At 29.5% G+C, this 14,531-nt stretch carries 17 protein-coding genes and 5 tRNA genes; 8 read left to right on the top strand and 14 right to left on the bottom strand.

What is annotated here, in order from left to right:
• Positions 1 to 286: 286 nt before the first annotated feature.
• The 3 genes from H0I30_RS06460 to H0I30_RS06450 are packed head-to-tail and all read right to left on the bottom strand — an operon-like array spanning position 287 to position 2,027.
• A complete protein-coding gene (locus H0I30_RS06460; RefSeq protein ID WP_218773436.1) occupies positions 287 to 709 on the bottom strand; it encodes a DUF2147 domain-containing protein in 423 nt (140 codons plus the stop codon).
• 48 nt (positions 710 to 757) lie between these two features.
• Positions 758 to 1,285 carry an HAD family hydrolase gene (locus tag H0I30_RS06455; protein ID WP_218773435.1) on the bottom strand — a complete coding sequence of 176 codons (528 nt, stop codon included), beginning with the start codon at positions 1,283 to 1,285 and terminating at the stop codon, positions 758 to 760.
• Positions 1,269 to 2,027, bottom strand: coding sequence for a Rossmann-like and DUF2520 domain-containing protein (locus H0I30_RS06450; protein WP_218773434.1), 759 nt, complete (start codon positions 2,025 to 2,027; stop codon positions 1,269 to 1,271). Before H0I30_RS06450 ends, H0I30_RS06455 begins: the two co-directional genes overlap by 17 nt.
• A 73-nt stretch (positions 2,028 to 2,100) precedes the next feature.
• Between H0I30_RS06450 and H0I30_RS06445 the strand changes: the two genes are divergently transcribed.
• The 3 genes from H0I30_RS06445 (at position 2,101) to H0I30_RS06435 (ending at position 4,102) form a co-directional block, all read left to right on the top strand.
• Positions 2,101 to 3,246, top strand: coding sequence for a PLP-dependent aspartate aminotransferase family protein (locus tag H0I30_RS06445; protein WP_218773433.1), 1,146 nt, complete (start codon positions 2,101 to 2,103; stop codon positions 3,244 to 3,246).
• Positions 3,247 to 3,254: 8 nt separating this feature from the next.
• Positions 3,255 to 3,971: a bacillithiol biosynthesis deacetylase BshB1 gene (bshB1, locus tag H0I30_RS06440; protein WP_218773432.1), complete on the top strand. Its 717-nt coding sequence runs from the start codon at positions 3,255 to 3,257 to the stop codon at positions 3,969 to 3,971.
• 55 nt (positions 3,972 to 4,026) lie between these two features.
• Positions 4,027 to 4,102: transfer RNA gene (locus H0I30_RS06435), tRNA-His, on the top strand.
• A 58-nt stretch (positions 4,103 to 4,160) separates the two neighbouring features.
• Here the strand turns inward: H0I30_RS06435 and H0I30_RS06430 are convergent.
• Positions 4,161 to 5,072, bottom strand: a complete 912-nt coding sequence (locus tag H0I30_RS06430) for a lysophospholipid acyltransferase family protein (RefSeq protein ID WP_218773431.1) — start codon at positions 5,070 to 5,072, stop codon at positions 4,161 to 4,163.
• Between the two features lie 91 nt (positions 5,073 to 5,163).
• Here H0I30_RS06430 and H0I30_RS06425 point away from each other — a divergent pair, with 91 nt between their 5' ends.
• Entirely contained in the window at positions 5,164 to 5,805 is a 642-nt protein-coding gene (locus tag H0I30_RS06425; protein WP_218773430.1) for a rhomboid family intramembrane serine protease, read from the top strand.
• A 36-nt stretch (positions 5,806 to 5,841) separates the two neighbouring features.
• On the opposite strand, the gene H0I30_RS06420 is transcribed toward H0I30_RS06425, so the two are convergent.
• The 4 genes from H0I30_RS06420 to H0I30_RS06405 form a co-directional block, all read right to left on the bottom strand.
• Positions 5,842 to 5,914: transfer RNA gene (locus H0I30_RS06420), tRNA-Gly, on the bottom strand.
• 43 nt (positions 5,915 to 5,957) lie between these two features.
• Positions 5,958 to 6,030: transfer RNA gene (locus H0I30_RS06415), tRNA-Gly, on the bottom strand.
• A gap of 40 nt (positions 6,031 to 6,070) precedes the next feature.
• Positions 6,071 to 6,146, bottom strand: a tRNA-Gly gene (locus tag H0I30_RS06410).
• A 116-nt stretch (positions 6,147 to 6,262) separates the two neighbouring features.
• Complete coding sequence (locus tag H0I30_RS06405; protein WP_255554344.1) at positions 6,263 to 6,655, bottom strand: GNAT family N-acetyltransferase; 393 nt, start codon at positions 6,653 to 6,655, stop codon at positions 6,263 to 6,265.
• A 138-nt stretch (positions 6,656 to 6,793) separates the two neighbouring features.
• Here H0I30_RS06405 and H0I30_RS06400 point away from each other — a divergent pair, with 138 nt between their 5' ends.
• Both H0I30_RS06400 and H0I30_RS06395 read left to right on the top strand, forming a co-directional pair.
• A complete protein-coding gene (locus tag H0I30_RS06400) occupies positions 6,794 to 7,687 on the top strand; it encodes an MBL fold metallo-hydrolase (RefSeq protein WP_218773429.1) in 894 nt (297 codons plus the stop codon).
• On the top strand, positions 7,684 to 8,115 hold the full coding sequence (locus H0I30_RS06395; protein WP_218773428.1) for a GNAT family N-acetyltransferase: 432 nt from the start codon (positions 7,684 to 7,686) through the stop codon (positions 8,113 to 8,115). The genes H0I30_RS06400 and H0I30_RS06395 overlap by 4 nt, the downstream gene beginning before the upstream one ends.
• Positions 8,116 to 8,151: 36 nt before the next feature.
• On the opposite strand, the gene H0I30_RS06390 is transcribed toward H0I30_RS06395, so the two are convergent.
• Positions 8,152 to 8,225, bottom strand: a tRNA-Met gene (locus tag H0I30_RS06390).
• Between the two features lie 102 nt (positions 8,226 to 8,327).
• Here H0I30_RS06390 and H0I30_RS06385 point away from each other — a divergent pair.
• The gene (locus tag H0I30_RS06385) at positions 8,328 to 8,711 is read left to right on the top strand and encodes an START-like domain-containing protein (RefSeq protein WP_218773427.1); all 384 of its coding nucleotides are present in this window, start codon (positions 8,328 to 8,330) and stop codon (positions 8,709 to 8,711) included.
• A gap of 97 nt (positions 8,712 to 8,808) precedes the next feature.
• A complete protein-coding gene (locus H0I30_RS06380; RefSeq protein WP_218773426.1) occupies positions 8,809 to 9,639 on the top strand; it encodes an aminotransferase class IV in 831 nt (276 codons plus the stop codon).
• On the opposite strand, the gene H0I30_RS06375 is transcribed toward H0I30_RS06380, so the two are convergent.
• The 5 genes from H0I30_RS06375 to H0I30_RS06355 form a co-directional block, all read right to left on the bottom strand.
• Positions 9,636 to 10,193 (bottom strand): YqgE/AlgH family protein, encoded by a 558-nt coding sequence (locus H0I30_RS06375; protein ID WP_218773425.1) that lies wholly within the window; start codon positions 10,191 to 10,193, stop codon positions 9,636 to 9,638. The genes H0I30_RS06380 and H0I30_RS06375 overlap by 4 nt on opposite strands.
• Positions 10,194 to 10,283: 90 nt before the next feature.
• The gene (locus tag H0I30_RS06370; RefSeq protein ID WP_218773424.1) at positions 10,284 to 11,033 is read right to left on the bottom strand and encodes a LytTR family DNA-binding domain-containing protein; all 750 of its coding nucleotides are present in this window, start codon (positions 11,031 to 11,033) and stop codon (positions 10,284 to 10,286) included.
• Between the two features lies 1 nt (position 11,034).
• The gene (locus H0I30_RS06365) at positions 11,035 to 13,026 is read right to left on the bottom strand and encodes a histidine kinase (RefSeq protein ID WP_218773423.1); all 1,992 of its coding nucleotides are present in this window, start codon (positions 13,024 to 13,026) and stop codon (positions 11,035 to 11,037) included.
• A gap of 108 nt (positions 13,027 to 13,134) precedes the next feature.
• Positions 13,135 to 14,220 carry a hypothetical protein gene (locus H0I30_RS06360; RefSeq protein WP_218773422.1) on the bottom strand — a complete coding sequence of 362 codons (1,086 nt, stop codon included), beginning with the start codon at positions 14,218 to 14,220 and terminating at the stop codon, positions 13,135 to 13,137.
• 28 nt (positions 14,221 to 14,248) lie between these two features.
• The gene (locus H0I30_RS06355; RefSeq protein ID WP_218773421.1) at positions 14,249 to 14,464 is read right to left on the bottom strand and encodes a hypothetical protein; all 216 of its coding nucleotides are present in this window, start codon (positions 14,462 to 14,464) and stop codon (positions 14,249 to 14,251) included.
• Between the last annotated feature and the right edge of the window lie 67 nt (positions 14,465 to 14,531).

The following is a 14,531-nucleotide window of genomic DNA, read 5'->3' as shown; positions in this document are numbered from 1 at the left end:
TTGTAAATATGCTAAATAAGTGTAATATTTAAGAGGTGTTTAGCTAGTTTTTTATGCTAGAGTCAATTCATTTAAATTATACCTTTTTAGATATATGATTAGCTATCTGTTATGTTTGTAGTCAGAGGTTTTAAATCTTTTTTTAATATTTGATTGTTATATAAGTTTTAATAAAAGGCACACTTTTCGGGTACCCTATATTAAATTGAAAAGTGATATTAAAAAAAAGGGAATAAAAAAACTCTAACTAGCGAGTAGTTAGAGTTTTTTATGGAAAAGAAAAAAATTATTTTTTACGATACCAATATGAAGTTCTACCAAAGGCAGCAAACCCAAGATAACCACGTACTTTTAATTTATTACTAGAGTCTAACTGAATGTAGCATTTGTATTCTTTTCCGTTTTTAGGATCTAGTATTTTTCCACCGCTCCATTCATCACCATCTTTTTCTAAACCAGTTAAAATATTCATTCCTAAAATAGGAGTGTCTTTACGTTTACCGCTACATTCTGTACATAAAACATCTTGTCTGTTTTTGTCTGTGATTTCTATAATTTTAGCAAAAGCTTTGCCGCCTTTTTCATAAACTTCAATTACAGAATCTACCTTATTGGTTTCTTCATCACGGTTTTCCCATTTACCAAAAATAGTTTGAGCACTTATAGAAGAGCTAATAATTAATAAAAAAATTAAAATAGTGTTTTTCATTTTTATTGTGTTTTTAATATAGTATTTAGTTTTCAAAAATTGTTCCATTTAATCGTATTGAGCATCAAAATTGTTGTTCCATTTTCCTTGAACCCTTAATACTTGTTCTATAACATCGCGAGCACAGCCATTTCCACCAGTTTTATCGGAAATATATTTAGATACTTGCTGAATTTCTCTTGCAGCATCATTAGGGCAACATGGCATTCCAACCAGTTTCATAACCGCATAATCAGGAATATCATCACCCATGTATAACACGTTTTCTGATTTTAAATTGTACTTTTCTATAAGTTCGTTAAACTGTTTAATTTTATCATGCGCGCCTAAATAAATATCAGTAATGCCTAAGTTGGCTAATCGAGTACGAACTCCTTCATTTTTTCCTCCAGAAATAATACAAACCTTAAAACCTGCTTTTACAGCTGCTTTTAAAGCGTATCCGTCTTTAATATTCATTTGGCGCACTAATTGTCCGTCAGGAAAAACGGTTACGATTCCGTTTGTTAAAACGCCGTCCACGTCAAAAATTAAAGTATCTATTTGAGGTAATATTTCTTTATAACTTTTTTCCATTTTTTTGGATTGAATTTGTAATAAGTTGATACATTTCTTGTTGTTCTTTATTGAGTAACTCTAAATGATTCTGAATCGTTTTTTGATCGTTTCTCTTCGCAGGTCCAGTTTGAGCTTCTTCTGGATTTAAGGAGATAATTTTCCTTGCTGTTTCCTGAATTAAAGGTTGTAAAATTTCAAAAGGAACTTGATGTTCTTTGCAAATATCTTCACCAATTTTGTAAAAGTGATTTGTAAAGTTATTTACAAAAACAGCAGCTACATGTATTGTTTTACGTTGCACGGAATTAATAGAATATATTTTTTTTCCGATAGTCTTGGCAATTGTTTTTAGCGTAGTTAAATCTTCTTCGTTTTCAGCCTCTAGGCAAAACGGAATTTCACTAAAATCAACAGCCTTGTCTTTAGAAAAACTTTGCAAGAGGTAAAAAACACCTTTTCTACCTTTGTTTTTTAGCGAGTCTAATGAAGCACTTCCAGAGGTGTGAACAATTAGGCTATCTTTTTTATTAATTTTTGATGAAACTTCAGTTATAGCATCATCAGAAACAGCAATGATATAAACATCGGCATCTTTTAATAAACCTAAGTTATCTGTTACGCTAACTTCTTGCTTTAAAAACGCAATTTGCTCAATATTTCTGGCATACACTTGCACTAAAGAAACTTCTTTAGTTTTATTAAAAGCACTCGCTAAGTGTGTTGCTACATTTCCGCCTCCAATAATGGCAATTCTAATCATAAGTACGAAGATATCGATATTTTATTTCAAAACGAAAATGGATTTAGTAAATTAGCTGCTAAATTTCGTAAAGATGAAAAAAAACAGTGAACTAGGTATAAATACTATATGTACGCATGTAGGAGAAATAAAAGACGAGCAATTTAAAGGAGCCATTTCGCCTATATTCATGTCTACATCTTATGAATTTGATGCGGTAGATGTAAAAAGATATCCACGTTCATTTAATACGCCTAATCAAGAGTATTTATGTAAGAAGATAGCAGCTCTAGAGAAAACAGAAGGAGCTTTAATTTTTGGATCAGGAATGGCAGCAATAAGCACAACAATGCTTGCTTTTTTACAAAAAGGAGATCATATTATATTGCAAGAAACATTATATGGAGGTACATATAATTTTGTTGTTGAAGAGTTTGATAAATTCGGAATTGAATATTCTTTTACGAAAAGTTTAAATATTGAGGATTTTAAAAAAGAGATAAAGCCAAATACAAAGGTTATTTTTATTGAGACTCCATCAAACCCATTATTAAAAATTGTTGATATAAAAGCAGTGGCTAATTTGGTTAAGGAAAATAAGCTTATAACAATGATTGATAATACATTTGCATCGCCAATAAACCAAACACCTGCTGATTTTGGTATTGATATTATGCTGCATTCGGCAACCAAATATATGGGAGGACATTCTGATATTTTAGCAGGAGCCGTAGCTGCATCAGATAAGCATATTGATAGAATTTGGAATCTTGCCAAAAACTTAGGAGGAAGTTTAAGTGATTTTACGGTGTGGATGTTAGAACGTAGTTTAAAAACGTTAAATTTAAGGGTAAAGCATCAAAGTGAAAATGCTTTAAAAATGGCGACTTATTTAGAGAGTAATAAGCAAGTATCAAAAGTATATTATCCGGGTTTAAAATCTCATGAAAATCATGAGCTAGCAGTTTCTCAAATGAAATACTACGGAGGGATGCTTTCTTTTGAGTTAAATGAAAGTTTAAACGCGATGGATTTTATGAATAGATTACAATTAATAAAGCCATCAATGAGTTTAGCGGGTATTGAAAGCACGATGTTAAGTCCTTCTGAAACTTCTCACTCTTTATTATCATCCGAAGAAAGAGCAAATCAAGGAATAAAGGATGGTTTAATTCGTTTTTCAGTAGGTATAGAAGAAACAGAAGATTTAATAGAAGATATAGAGCAAGCTTTAAAATAATAAAATAGATGAAATTAAATATATTGGCGTTCGGAGCGCATCCAGATGATGTTGAATTAGGTTGTGGCGCTACGATTGCGAAAGAAATATCATTAGGTAAAAAAGTAGGTATTGTAGATTTAACTAGGGGAGAACTTGGTACAAGAGGTTCTGCTGATATTAGAGATAGGGAAGCTGCAAATTCTGCTGAGATTCTAGGAGTTTCCGTTCGTGAAAATTTAGGCTTTGCTGATGGTTTTTTTATTAATGATAAAGAGCGTCAATTGGCTATTGTAAAAATGATTCGTAAGTACAAGCCAGACATTGTATTGTGCAATGCAATTGATGATAGGCATATTGATCATCCGAAAGGAAGTAAAGTTGTTTCTGATGCTTGTTTTTTAAGTGGTTTGATGAAGATTGAAACTGAGTTAGATGGTGAGCTACAAGAAAAATGGCGACCGAAACAAGTATATCATTACATACAATGGAAAAATATTGAGCCAGATTTTGTAGTTGATGTAACTGGATTTATGGATAAAAAAGAAGCTTCAGTTTTAGCATACAGTTCTCAGTTCTTTGATCCGACAAGTAATGAACCAGAAACGCCAATAACAAGTAAGAATTTTACAGATAGTATAAATTATAGAGCAAAAGATTTAGGAAGATTAATAGGTGTAGATTATGCAGAAGGTTTTACCTCAGAGCGTTACGTTGCTGTTGAAAATTTAAGTAAATTAATTTAAAAAAAAGTTTTGCAGAAGTTAGAAACTGTTGTATATTTGCACCCGCAAGTTACATGGTGGTTGTAGCTCAGTTGGTTAGAGTATCGGTTTGTGGTACCGAGGGTCGCGGGTTCGAATCCCGTCTTCCACCCAAAAAGTCTTCTCATTTGAGAAGACTTTTTTAATTTAAAGCAAAAAAAAACTTCTCAATTATTTTTGAGAAGTTTTTCTGATTTTTAACCATTCGTCGTATTTGTCTTTGTGCTTAAAGCGTTTGTGAGACCATAAATAGCACTCTGGTTGTTTATTTATATTTCTTTCTGTTATTTCTAAAAACTTATCTGTTATTTCAAAATTATCAAAACTTTTAGGGTTGTCTGTTATTAGTTCAAATTCAGTTTCAAAATATCCTCGTTTAATCTTTGTGGTATTCATGTTAACAACTGTTAAGTCGTATTTTTTAGCTAAGATTTCAGCGCCAGTATGTACAGGTACTTTTTTATTTAAAAAATGAGACCAATATCTTGTTTTACGTACTTTAGGTGATTGATCACTTAGTAAAATATAAAGAGTTTGTATTTTTTTTGCTTCTCTGCTACTAATGGTTTTATTAAATTCAATTGTAGGAACTCCTTCGAAACCAAATTTGGTTCTTGAAGTTTTTATCTTTTTTTCAAAATATGGATTTTGTATTTTCGTATAGGCTCCGTAACAATTAATATCTAAGAATTTAGGCATTGCAAAAGCCCATTCCCAATTTGCTTGATGAGCGCCAACTAGAGCAATACTTTTTCCTTGTTTTGTTAATTCGTTTATCAATTCAGGGTTTTTGTATTTGTATCTTTTTAGTATTTCTTTTTCACTAATAGTAAAAGATTTAATGCTTTCAAAAATTAAATCAACAAAGTGTCTAGAGAATTTTCTTGATAATTTATTTATCTCTTTTCTTTTTTTATTAGGAAAAGCTGTGTTTAAATTACCTATAATAGTTTTTTTTCTATAACCAAGAATATGGTATAATACAAAAAAGAAAAAGTCTGAAAATAAATATAAAATTCCCATAGGTAATCTTGATAGTAACCATATAAAAGGGTAGGTAATGGCAAATGTAAAAAACTTCATATTGTAAATTTAAAAATGCAAATATCGCATTAAATTATTAATCATTTGCTTTATTAACTTTTGATTATTTTTGTGGTATTAAATATAAAATATGAGTCAAATTATTTTAATACTAATAGTCGCAAACGTTTTAATTTCTTATAAAGGTTTTAATGATCTTGTTTTTTTTGATAAATACAAGTTTCAAGTACAGAAGATACTAAGCGGCGATAAATTACGAATGCTAACATCGGGTTTTTTACATGTAGATTGGATGCATTTAGGGTTTAACATGTATGCTTTGTATCTTTTTGGAAAAGTAGTGGTTGTTAATTTCGGAACTCCTTATTTCTTGCTGATTTACGTTGGTAGTTTGGTTTCAGGAAGTCTGTATTCATTATATCAACATAAAGAAGAATTATATTATAGTGCTGTTGGTGCTTCGGGAGCTGTATCTGGTGTTATTTTTTCATCAATAATGCTCTATCCAGATATGGAATTAATCATGTTACCAATTCCTATTCCTTTGCCAGGTTATATTTTTGGTATTGGGTATTTACTGTATTCAATCTACGGAATGAAAAACCAAGTAGGTAACGTTGGGCATTCTGCACATTTAGGGGGTGCAATAGGAGGTTATGTGTTAACAATATTGTTAAAGCCGAGTGTTGTGGGGAATAATACTTTAATGATCGGAATTATCGGAGCGATTATAGTGGGGTTGTTCTTATTTGGAGATAAATTAAAGAAGTAAAATAAAAAAAGCCGAAACAAATGTTTCGGCTTTTTGAGCGAAAGACCAGGTTCGAACTGGCGACATTCAGCTTGGAAGGCTGACGCTCTACCAACTGAGCTACTTTCGCATTGGTAAATAAAGATTTTAGAGTCTATCTTTTAAAGACTTTGAGCGAAAGACCAGGTTCGAACTGGCGACATTCAGCTTGGAAGGCTGACGCTCTACCAACTGAGCTACTTTCGCATTGGTAAATAAAGATTTTAGAGTCTACCTTTTAAAGACTTGGAGCGAAAGACCAGGTTCGAACTGGCGACATTCAGCTTGGAAGGCTGACGCTCTACCAACTGAGCTACTTTCGCATTGGTAAAGATTATTGCAATTACTTGCTGTGCTTTTAAATAAAAATAAGTTCTATTGTAAAGCGGTTGCAAATATAAAATAGTTTCTAGAATTTACAATGGTTTTTTACATAAAATTAATAAAATTTTTGATCTTCTCTCATAACTTTCACGAAATGAAAATCATAGATCTCAAATCCTTCATTATAATAAAATTTATGTGACTTCCTATTGCCTGTATAAGTGTTTAATTCGGCTGCTTCACATCCTTTAGCTTTTGTATAATCGTAAATCCATTCAAAAAATAGCTTTCCTAAATTTTTACCGCGGTATTTTTTATCAATAATAACATGATCTGGTTCTACACTTTTTCCCAGGTAATGACGCATACTATACCAAAGGCCAGAAATACCAATTAATAAATTATCATCAAAAATATTAACACACTCGTATGTGTTATAAGTAGCCATTTCTAATACACGTTCTTTTAAAAGATTAGTAGAAGTAGTTGTATTTATCTTTTTTATCAATAGGTTTAAAGCTGATATTCATTAATAGTTTAAAATTTTATAGAATATTAATAAGAGTTTCGTTTCTTGTAATTATATGGTAACTTACTTCTTGTAATTACAAAGTTCGTTAATAGTTGTGTATTTAAAATTAAAATCATGAAATTTAAAAAAGTAATAGCAGTAAGTTTATTAGGTGTATTTAGTTTAGGTGTTTTTTCTCAAAAAAAAGAAGTGAAAATTTCTTCTGAAAAAATAACAGAAAATATTTATATGTTGCAAGGTCAAGGTGGAAATATCGGAATTTTTGTAGGAAAAGAAGGTGTTTTTATGATTGATGATCAGTTTGCGAACTTAACAGATAAAATTATCAGTAAAATCAAAGAAATTACAGATAAACCAATAAAATATTTGGTTAATACACATTGGCATGGAGATCATACAGGAGGAAATGAAAATCTAAAAAAAGAAGGTGTTTTAATATTTTCGCAGGAAAATGTTAGAAAAAGAATGAGTATGGATCAGGTTGTAAAAGGGAAAAACAAAAAAGCAGCACCAAAAGAAGCATTACCTGTAATAACCTTTTCTAAAGATATGATGTTTCATATAGATGATGAAGATATTTTAGTGTCTCATGTTCATAACGCACATACCGACGGAGATTCTCATGTGTATTTTTTAAATAGTAATGTAATACATATGGGAGATACTTATTTTCAAGGAAAATTTCCTTTTATAGATATAGAAACGGGTGGAAGTATTGATGGTTATATAGCGTCTATAGGCAAGGTTTTGATGCTTGCAGATGATAAAACAAAAATTATTCCTGGACATAGAAGTGTTTCTAATAAGAAAGAGTTACAAATTTATAAAAACATGTTGGTAACTTTAAGAAGTCGTGTGCAAGAAGCTTTAAATGAAGGAAAGTCGTTTGATGAAGTATCTAAAGATAGTAATATTACCAAAGAGTATAAGGATGAATATGGAGCATGGTTTATATCTGCTAAAAAATTTCGAGAAACTATATATAAGAGTTTAAAGGATAAGAAATGATTAATATTAAAGAAATTAAAGCAGAAGATACCTACGAGATAAGATTATCTATTTTACGAAAAGAAATTGATTTACCGTATAAATTTAAAGAAGATTTTGATGAAAGTACTTTTCATTTGGGCGCCTATCATAATAATGAGTTAGTAGGAGTTGCAAGTTTTATTAAAAATAAAATGGAGGGTTTTGAAGAGGATCAATACCAATTAAGAGGAATGGCTACAGTCTTAAAAGTGAGAGGTAAAGGTTATGGTAAAAAGATAATTAATGAATCAAAGAATATTTTAGGTCAAAAAAACACACATATTTTATGGTGTAATGCTCGTAAAGAGGCAGTTTCTTTTTATGAAGAGTTAACTTTTAATAAAGTAGGAGCAGTATTTAATGTTGATAAAGTAGGTGAGCATTTTAAAATGTTTACTAAAATTTAGGTAAAAAAAAACTCAAACCGTTAAGTTTGAGTTTAGTAGCGAAGAGCAGATTTGAACTGCCGACCTCAGGGTTATGAATCCTGCGCTCTAACCAACTGAGCTACCTCGCCTAATGCGGGTGCAAATATACAAGATATTTGGTTTTAAGCAACAAAAAATGAAATTTTTTTTTAAAAAATAAAGATATATATTGCCACCTCAAGAAAAAAAAAATGAGTAAAGTAAAGTTCGAATTAGAATTCCCGATACATGCATCACCAAGTATGTTATATAATAGTTTAGCAACTCCTTCAGGATTAGAGGAATGGTTTGCTGATAGAGTTAATTCTCGAGGAAAATTAATCACTTTTATGTGGGATGATTCTGAAGAAGAAGCAAAAATATTAGCTAAAAAGAATAATGAACGCATTAAATTTAAATGGGAAGAAAGTGAAGATGATGAAAGTTATTTTGAATTTAGAATAGAAGTAGATCCTTTAACTAAAGATGTAGTGGTAATTGTTACCGACTTTGCAGATGATGAAGATGCTGTAGAAGAAGCAAAAATGTTATGGGAAAGCCAAATAGAAAGTCTAAAAAACAGTATAGGAGCTTAATCTTTTATAGTAGCTATTAAAAACTCGACATTTTGTCGAGTTTTTTTATGGCTACTAATTACCTAAGCTGTAAATTTGCAATCAAATTTTTTGAGAGATGCTAAATTTTAACGGGAAAATAATATCAAATAAAGAATTACAATTATCTAACAATAATAGAGCCTTTAAATATGGTGACGCTATTTTTGAAACGGTAAGAGTACTTAATGCTAAAGTTGTTTTTTTCGAGGATCATTATTTTAGGTTAATGGCATCTATGAGAATGCTACGTATGAAAATACCGATGGAGTTTACGTTAGAATTCTTGCAAGAAGAAATTTTAAAAACTACAAAAGAACTTCCAAAGGCAGATAACTATAGAGTTAGATTAACTGTTTACCGAAAGGATGGAGGATTGTATAAACCTGAGTCAAACGAAATTGATTACTTAATAGAAGCATCTGAGTTTACTTATATAGAAAAATCTAGTTATAAAGTAGATTTGTTTAAGGATTTTTATAACTATTCAGGGTTGTTATCAACTATAAAAACTTCTAATAGGATGTTAAATACATTGTCTGCTGTTTTTGCAGATGAAAATGATTTAGACAATTGTATATTATTAAATGAAAGAAAAGGGGTTGTTGAAGCAACGAATGGAAATATTTTTATAATAAAAGATAACATAATAAAAACTCCGGCCTTAACAGAAGGATGTATAAAGGGAATTGTTAGAAAGAAAGTAATTGAAATTCTAGAGAAAAACTCAGAATACATTATTGAAGAAACTACAATTTCTCCGTTCGAATTACAAAAAGCAGATGAGGTTTTTATAACCAATGCAATTATAGGTATTCAAACGGTAACTAATTATCGTAAGAAAGAGTTTACCTCAAATATCACTAATAAAATTAAAAGTAGTTTAAAATTAGTAACAATAACAGGTTAATTCATTTGAATATCACTTGGTGCATTTGCCCAAATTTTATACTTACCGCCTTTTTGCAGCAGCTTTTCTTTCCACAGGTTTTTGTCGTTTGTGGTTAAAATATTTGTGTAATCATTTTCTGAAATAAACCAAGAATCAGTGTTTAATTCATCTTCTAACTGATCTGTTTCCCAACCAGAATATCCTAAAAAGAAACGTATATCAGTTGATTTTAATTTATTGCTTGTTAAAAGTTCCTTTAAAAGCTCAAAATTACCTCCCCAATAAATACCATTTGCAACTTCAATACTATTAGGTATTAAATTTGGTACTTTGTGTATAAAGTATAAATTATCTTCCTCTACCGGACCTCCTTGGTATATTGTGAAATCACAATCTATTTCGGGCACTAAATCACTTAGTACGTAATTTAAAGGTCTGTTTAATATAAAGCCAACAGAGCTTTTTGACGTGTGTTCTGTTAATAAGATAATAGTTCTCTTAAAAGAACAATCATTTAAAATAGTAGGCTCTGCAATTAACAACCTGCCTTTTTCGAGTTTAAGTGCAACCATATACTTAATTATTTACATCACTAAAATAGGTAAAATTTTAATAAAAATTTAACATAGTTGTTAAAATATATAGTAAATAGTAAAAAAAGTTTATATTTTTTCTAAAATATGAATAACTTCATTTCGTTTTCGAACAGAAACAGGTATTGTAATTTTGTTTTTTAAGACCAAATATCCTCCGTCAGATTTAATGAACTCTTTGATATACTGTATGTTAATTAAGTGACTTTGGTGTACTCTAATAAATTCAAATTCTTTTAACATGTCTGCAAAGTACTTGAGTGTTTTACCAACTAAAATTTTTTGATTATCGATTAAAAAGAACTCTGTATAGTTATTATCGGACTTGCAACGCACAATATCATCTAAGTTTACCACAATAATTTTATCAGAAGTGCTTAAAGAAATCTTTTTTGGGCGCAAGTTAGGTTGCTTTATAGATTCTTGTAAAACAGTTAATTGTTCCTTATCTGGTTTAATTTGAGTTTTAGCTTTATCAATGGCATTAAATAAATCTTCATTCGTATATGGTTTTAATATATAATCGATGGCAGCGAACTTAAAAGCTTTAATAGCGTACTCATCACTTGCGGTAACAAAAATTATTTTTGATGATAAATTAGGGTGAATTTCAAGAACATCAAAACCAGTGCCGTCACCAAGCATAATATCTAAAAATAAAATATCGGGTTGTTTTTTTCTTAATAAGATGGATGCTTCTACAACACTTTTTGCGGTACCGATTATTTCTATTTCTTTGTAGTTATTTAAAATGTCGTTTTGTAACATTTTTAAAGCAGATGGCATATCATCAACAATAATAGCAGTTAATTTACTCATGTTAAAAATCAGTTTTTAAAGGAATTCTAAAAGATACTTTTGTTCCGGTAACCTTATTTTTATGGATGATTTCATCAATATTAAATAGGCTTTTTTTAGACAAGGCTCTAATACGTTCTTCAGTGATTTTAATAGCAACTGAATTATGAGAATTTGCGTTAGTGTCTTTTTTTGATTGATGAATTCCGATGCCGTTATCAATAATAGTACATACTAAAAACTGATTCTTAATAGAGAAATCAATCGTAATTTTACCTTCTGATGTTGTTTTAAAAGCATGTTTAATACTATTTTCGACAAAAGGCTGAATTAGCATCGGCGGAATTAATATTTCTTCAGGATCTAGTTTTAAATCGGTGTTGATTTCATATTTAAAAGTATTTGAACTTATCTGTTGTTCTAGCTCTATATAGTTTTTTAAGACTGATATTTCTTCAGTTAAACTAATTTCTTCTTGTCTAGAATTATGTAGAATTCCACGTAACAACGTTGCAAATTTACTTATTGTTGTATTGAGTTCTGCAGATTTTCTGGTAGTGCCTAAAGCTTTAATTCCGTTTAAAACATTAAAAATAAAATGCGGATTCATTTGTAACTGCAGTGCTTTTTGCTCTAGCGACAATAAATGATTTTCTAACTGTAGTTTTTTAACTTTAGCTTTGTTTTTAGCTTTAATTTTTCGAATATAAAATAAAGTTACCACTGTTAATAAAAAGAATATTAAAGTGATGCTTGCCCATATAAACCATTTTTTTTGATAAATAGGTGTATCAATAAAAAATTGAAAATGTATTGGCTTGCTTATTTTTTTAGCACTTTTTGATTGTACCGAAAAAGTATAGTTTCCGTAGTTTAAATACGGAAAGTCAACGGTATTTTTAGAAGTCCAATTACTAAATTCATTATTTAATTTATAGCGGTATAAAACATCTTTCGGATTGTTAATGTTAACCGTTTTATAAGTAAATGAAATATGGTTTTTAGTAGGTTTTAATTGTAAGGTTTTTTGGTAGTTGTTAATATCTATGCTGTCTAATGATTTGTAAACCACTTCAATATTTTGAAAGGTAATTACAGGTTTTTTTTCTGTAACATTCTTTCCTTTTAACTTATAAATACCTTTGTTTTTTGTGGCAATCCAAATATTTTTTTGCTGATCCTGAAAAACAGTATTTATTTTATTTGTTGTAAATGTATTGTATTTGTTGATGTTTTTTTCAAAGTTAAAATTCTCATTAAGTATTTCAATTCCGTCATTTTCAGAAATAATCCAAAATTGATTGTTAATAAATTTAATATCAATTATGTTCATTAAAGAGCTAGTAATTGTCTTAACCTGGTCGTTATTAATTAATTTAATGCCGTTGTTATAAGTAGCTGCAATTGTCTTTTTTTTATGAAAGATAATAGAAGTGTAATTACCTAAGTCTATTCTTTTTAAAAGAGTCGGATTAATTAATTTATCTAGTTTCCATAATCCTTTGTTGGACGCAATCCAAAAAAAAGAACCGTCAAATTTTAAATTGTTTATTTTATTTAAATCAATCTGAAAATTGGTTCGAATATTAGAAAGGAAATCCTCACGAACTCTTAATATGCCTTTATCTGTACCTAAAAAAGTACCAATATTAGTAGTTAGTATACAGTTGATTTTTTTTTCATCAAAAGAACTAAATATATTATTATTTCTAATACTTAATCCGTTATTACTACCAATATAAAGAGTGTTTTTCGTAGTAGTAACAACTGTTGATTTATCAGTTAGTAATCCGTCTTTTTTGCTAAAGTTTATAAACTCATATCCGTCAAAACGAGAGATTCCTTTATTAGAAGTAAACCATAAATAACCAATTTCATCTTGTATAATATCAGTAATAGTTAAACTAGGTAACCCATCATTTAAATTATAATTTTTTAGCGTGTTTAACTGTGCAACTGTATTTGTAACAGTTAATGAAAAGATAAAAATAAATACATATTTAAGTAACTTCATAATAACAAACTTAACCAATTTAAACGTCATCGCGATAAAGTATAAGAAGTAATCTTTTTAAGATAAATACTGCTACTTTATTAGCGATGACGTTCCCCAAATATTAAATTATTTCATAGCGTATAAGCGTTTATTATTCGTGTCGGGTTTAATGTGTTCTAAGTCGCCAAAAGGTTTTGTAAGTGGCTTTAATACACACAGCACAGATGTTTTTCCTTTAATAAGTAACTTGCTATCTTTTATTTTATAGGTCCATCTAAATTTTTCAACAGGAATATTTAGTTTATTCATCTTTTTCATTAAATCTTCATCATTAGCAATAAAATCCATTAATTCTTCTTGCATTACAAAAGTTGGAATTTCTTCATCTGAATGTAAATAATCAACCTCTAAACTTACAGGCACACTAAATTGTTTTGTATATGGCTCGCCTATGTAACGCTCTCTTTCGTTTGTTAAAGCAGCAAACCAATCTATGTCTCTTTCCTTCGGATATTTTTTAGCAATTTCTTTAGATAAATCTACTTTTCCTGGCGAATTTGCTGTCGGATAAAATACGTAATATGGTGCTGCTAAATAGTGATTCGTAAACTCGCCTCCGAATATATTAAAGTAAGGTGAAGCTGCAACTTGCGGAACTTCATCCGTAGAAAAAGCTTGTTTTAAACTATTTAAAAGTGCTTCATTTTTACCTAAGCCGTTTGAATGAAATACAATTTTAGTGTTTATATTAATTCCTTTTTTTAGTGTTGGTAAATTACCTTTAGAAATACTTTTTTGTAAAGATTCTGTTGTAATTTTTTCTCCGTTTACAACCGTTTCAAGATGCATTCCTTTAAATGGGGTACTGTAGTTAACAATATGAATATCGCCGTACGGATTTTCAGTAGCGTTTTTATTCATCCATGTAATAATTTCTTCTAATGAATATTCCTCATTTATAACACGGTATTTTTTGTCTTTAAAATAAACTCTAGCGCTATCATAAAATTTACTATCGCTTTTGTCATATCCAGCAATAAATACAATTGGTTTTCTTGAATTTAAATTAATCTTGTTTACCGTTTCTTCTTTTTTAGCAATGTTTCCCAGCTCTTGAGTGTTGCTTTTTCTTGTTTTATCACAGCTTGTAAATGTTCCGATTAGTAGTAGTAATCCCATTACTATTCCTACTTTTAAAATGTGTTGTTTCATAGGTATTGTTTTTAAGGTTATTATTTTATTATTGTTGTAATATGATCGTCACGTTCTTCTCTAAATTAAAATTTGTAGATAATTTATTTAAAATGTTTGGCAAGTTTCTGTCACTAATCCATTGACCATTTTTTTGCTTCTCAACAGAAGCTATTAATCCGTTGTTGTTTATCTGTAATTTTAAGCTGTTATATTTGCTTAAATACATTTTTAATACTGATGAGTAATTGTTGTTTGACCACATAATATTTGTTTTATATGTTCAAAAGTAGGAAGGAAGTAAGGAGTAATTTTAAGCTAATTAGAATTCG

Source organism: Tenacibaculum sp. AHE14PA (assembly GCF_019278465.1).
Classification (GTDB): Bacteria; Bacteroidota; Bacteroidia; order Flavobacteriales; family Flavobacteriaceae; genus Polaribacter; species Polaribacter bernardetii.
This window is presented reverse-complemented; position numbering and strand designations above follow the sequence as displayed.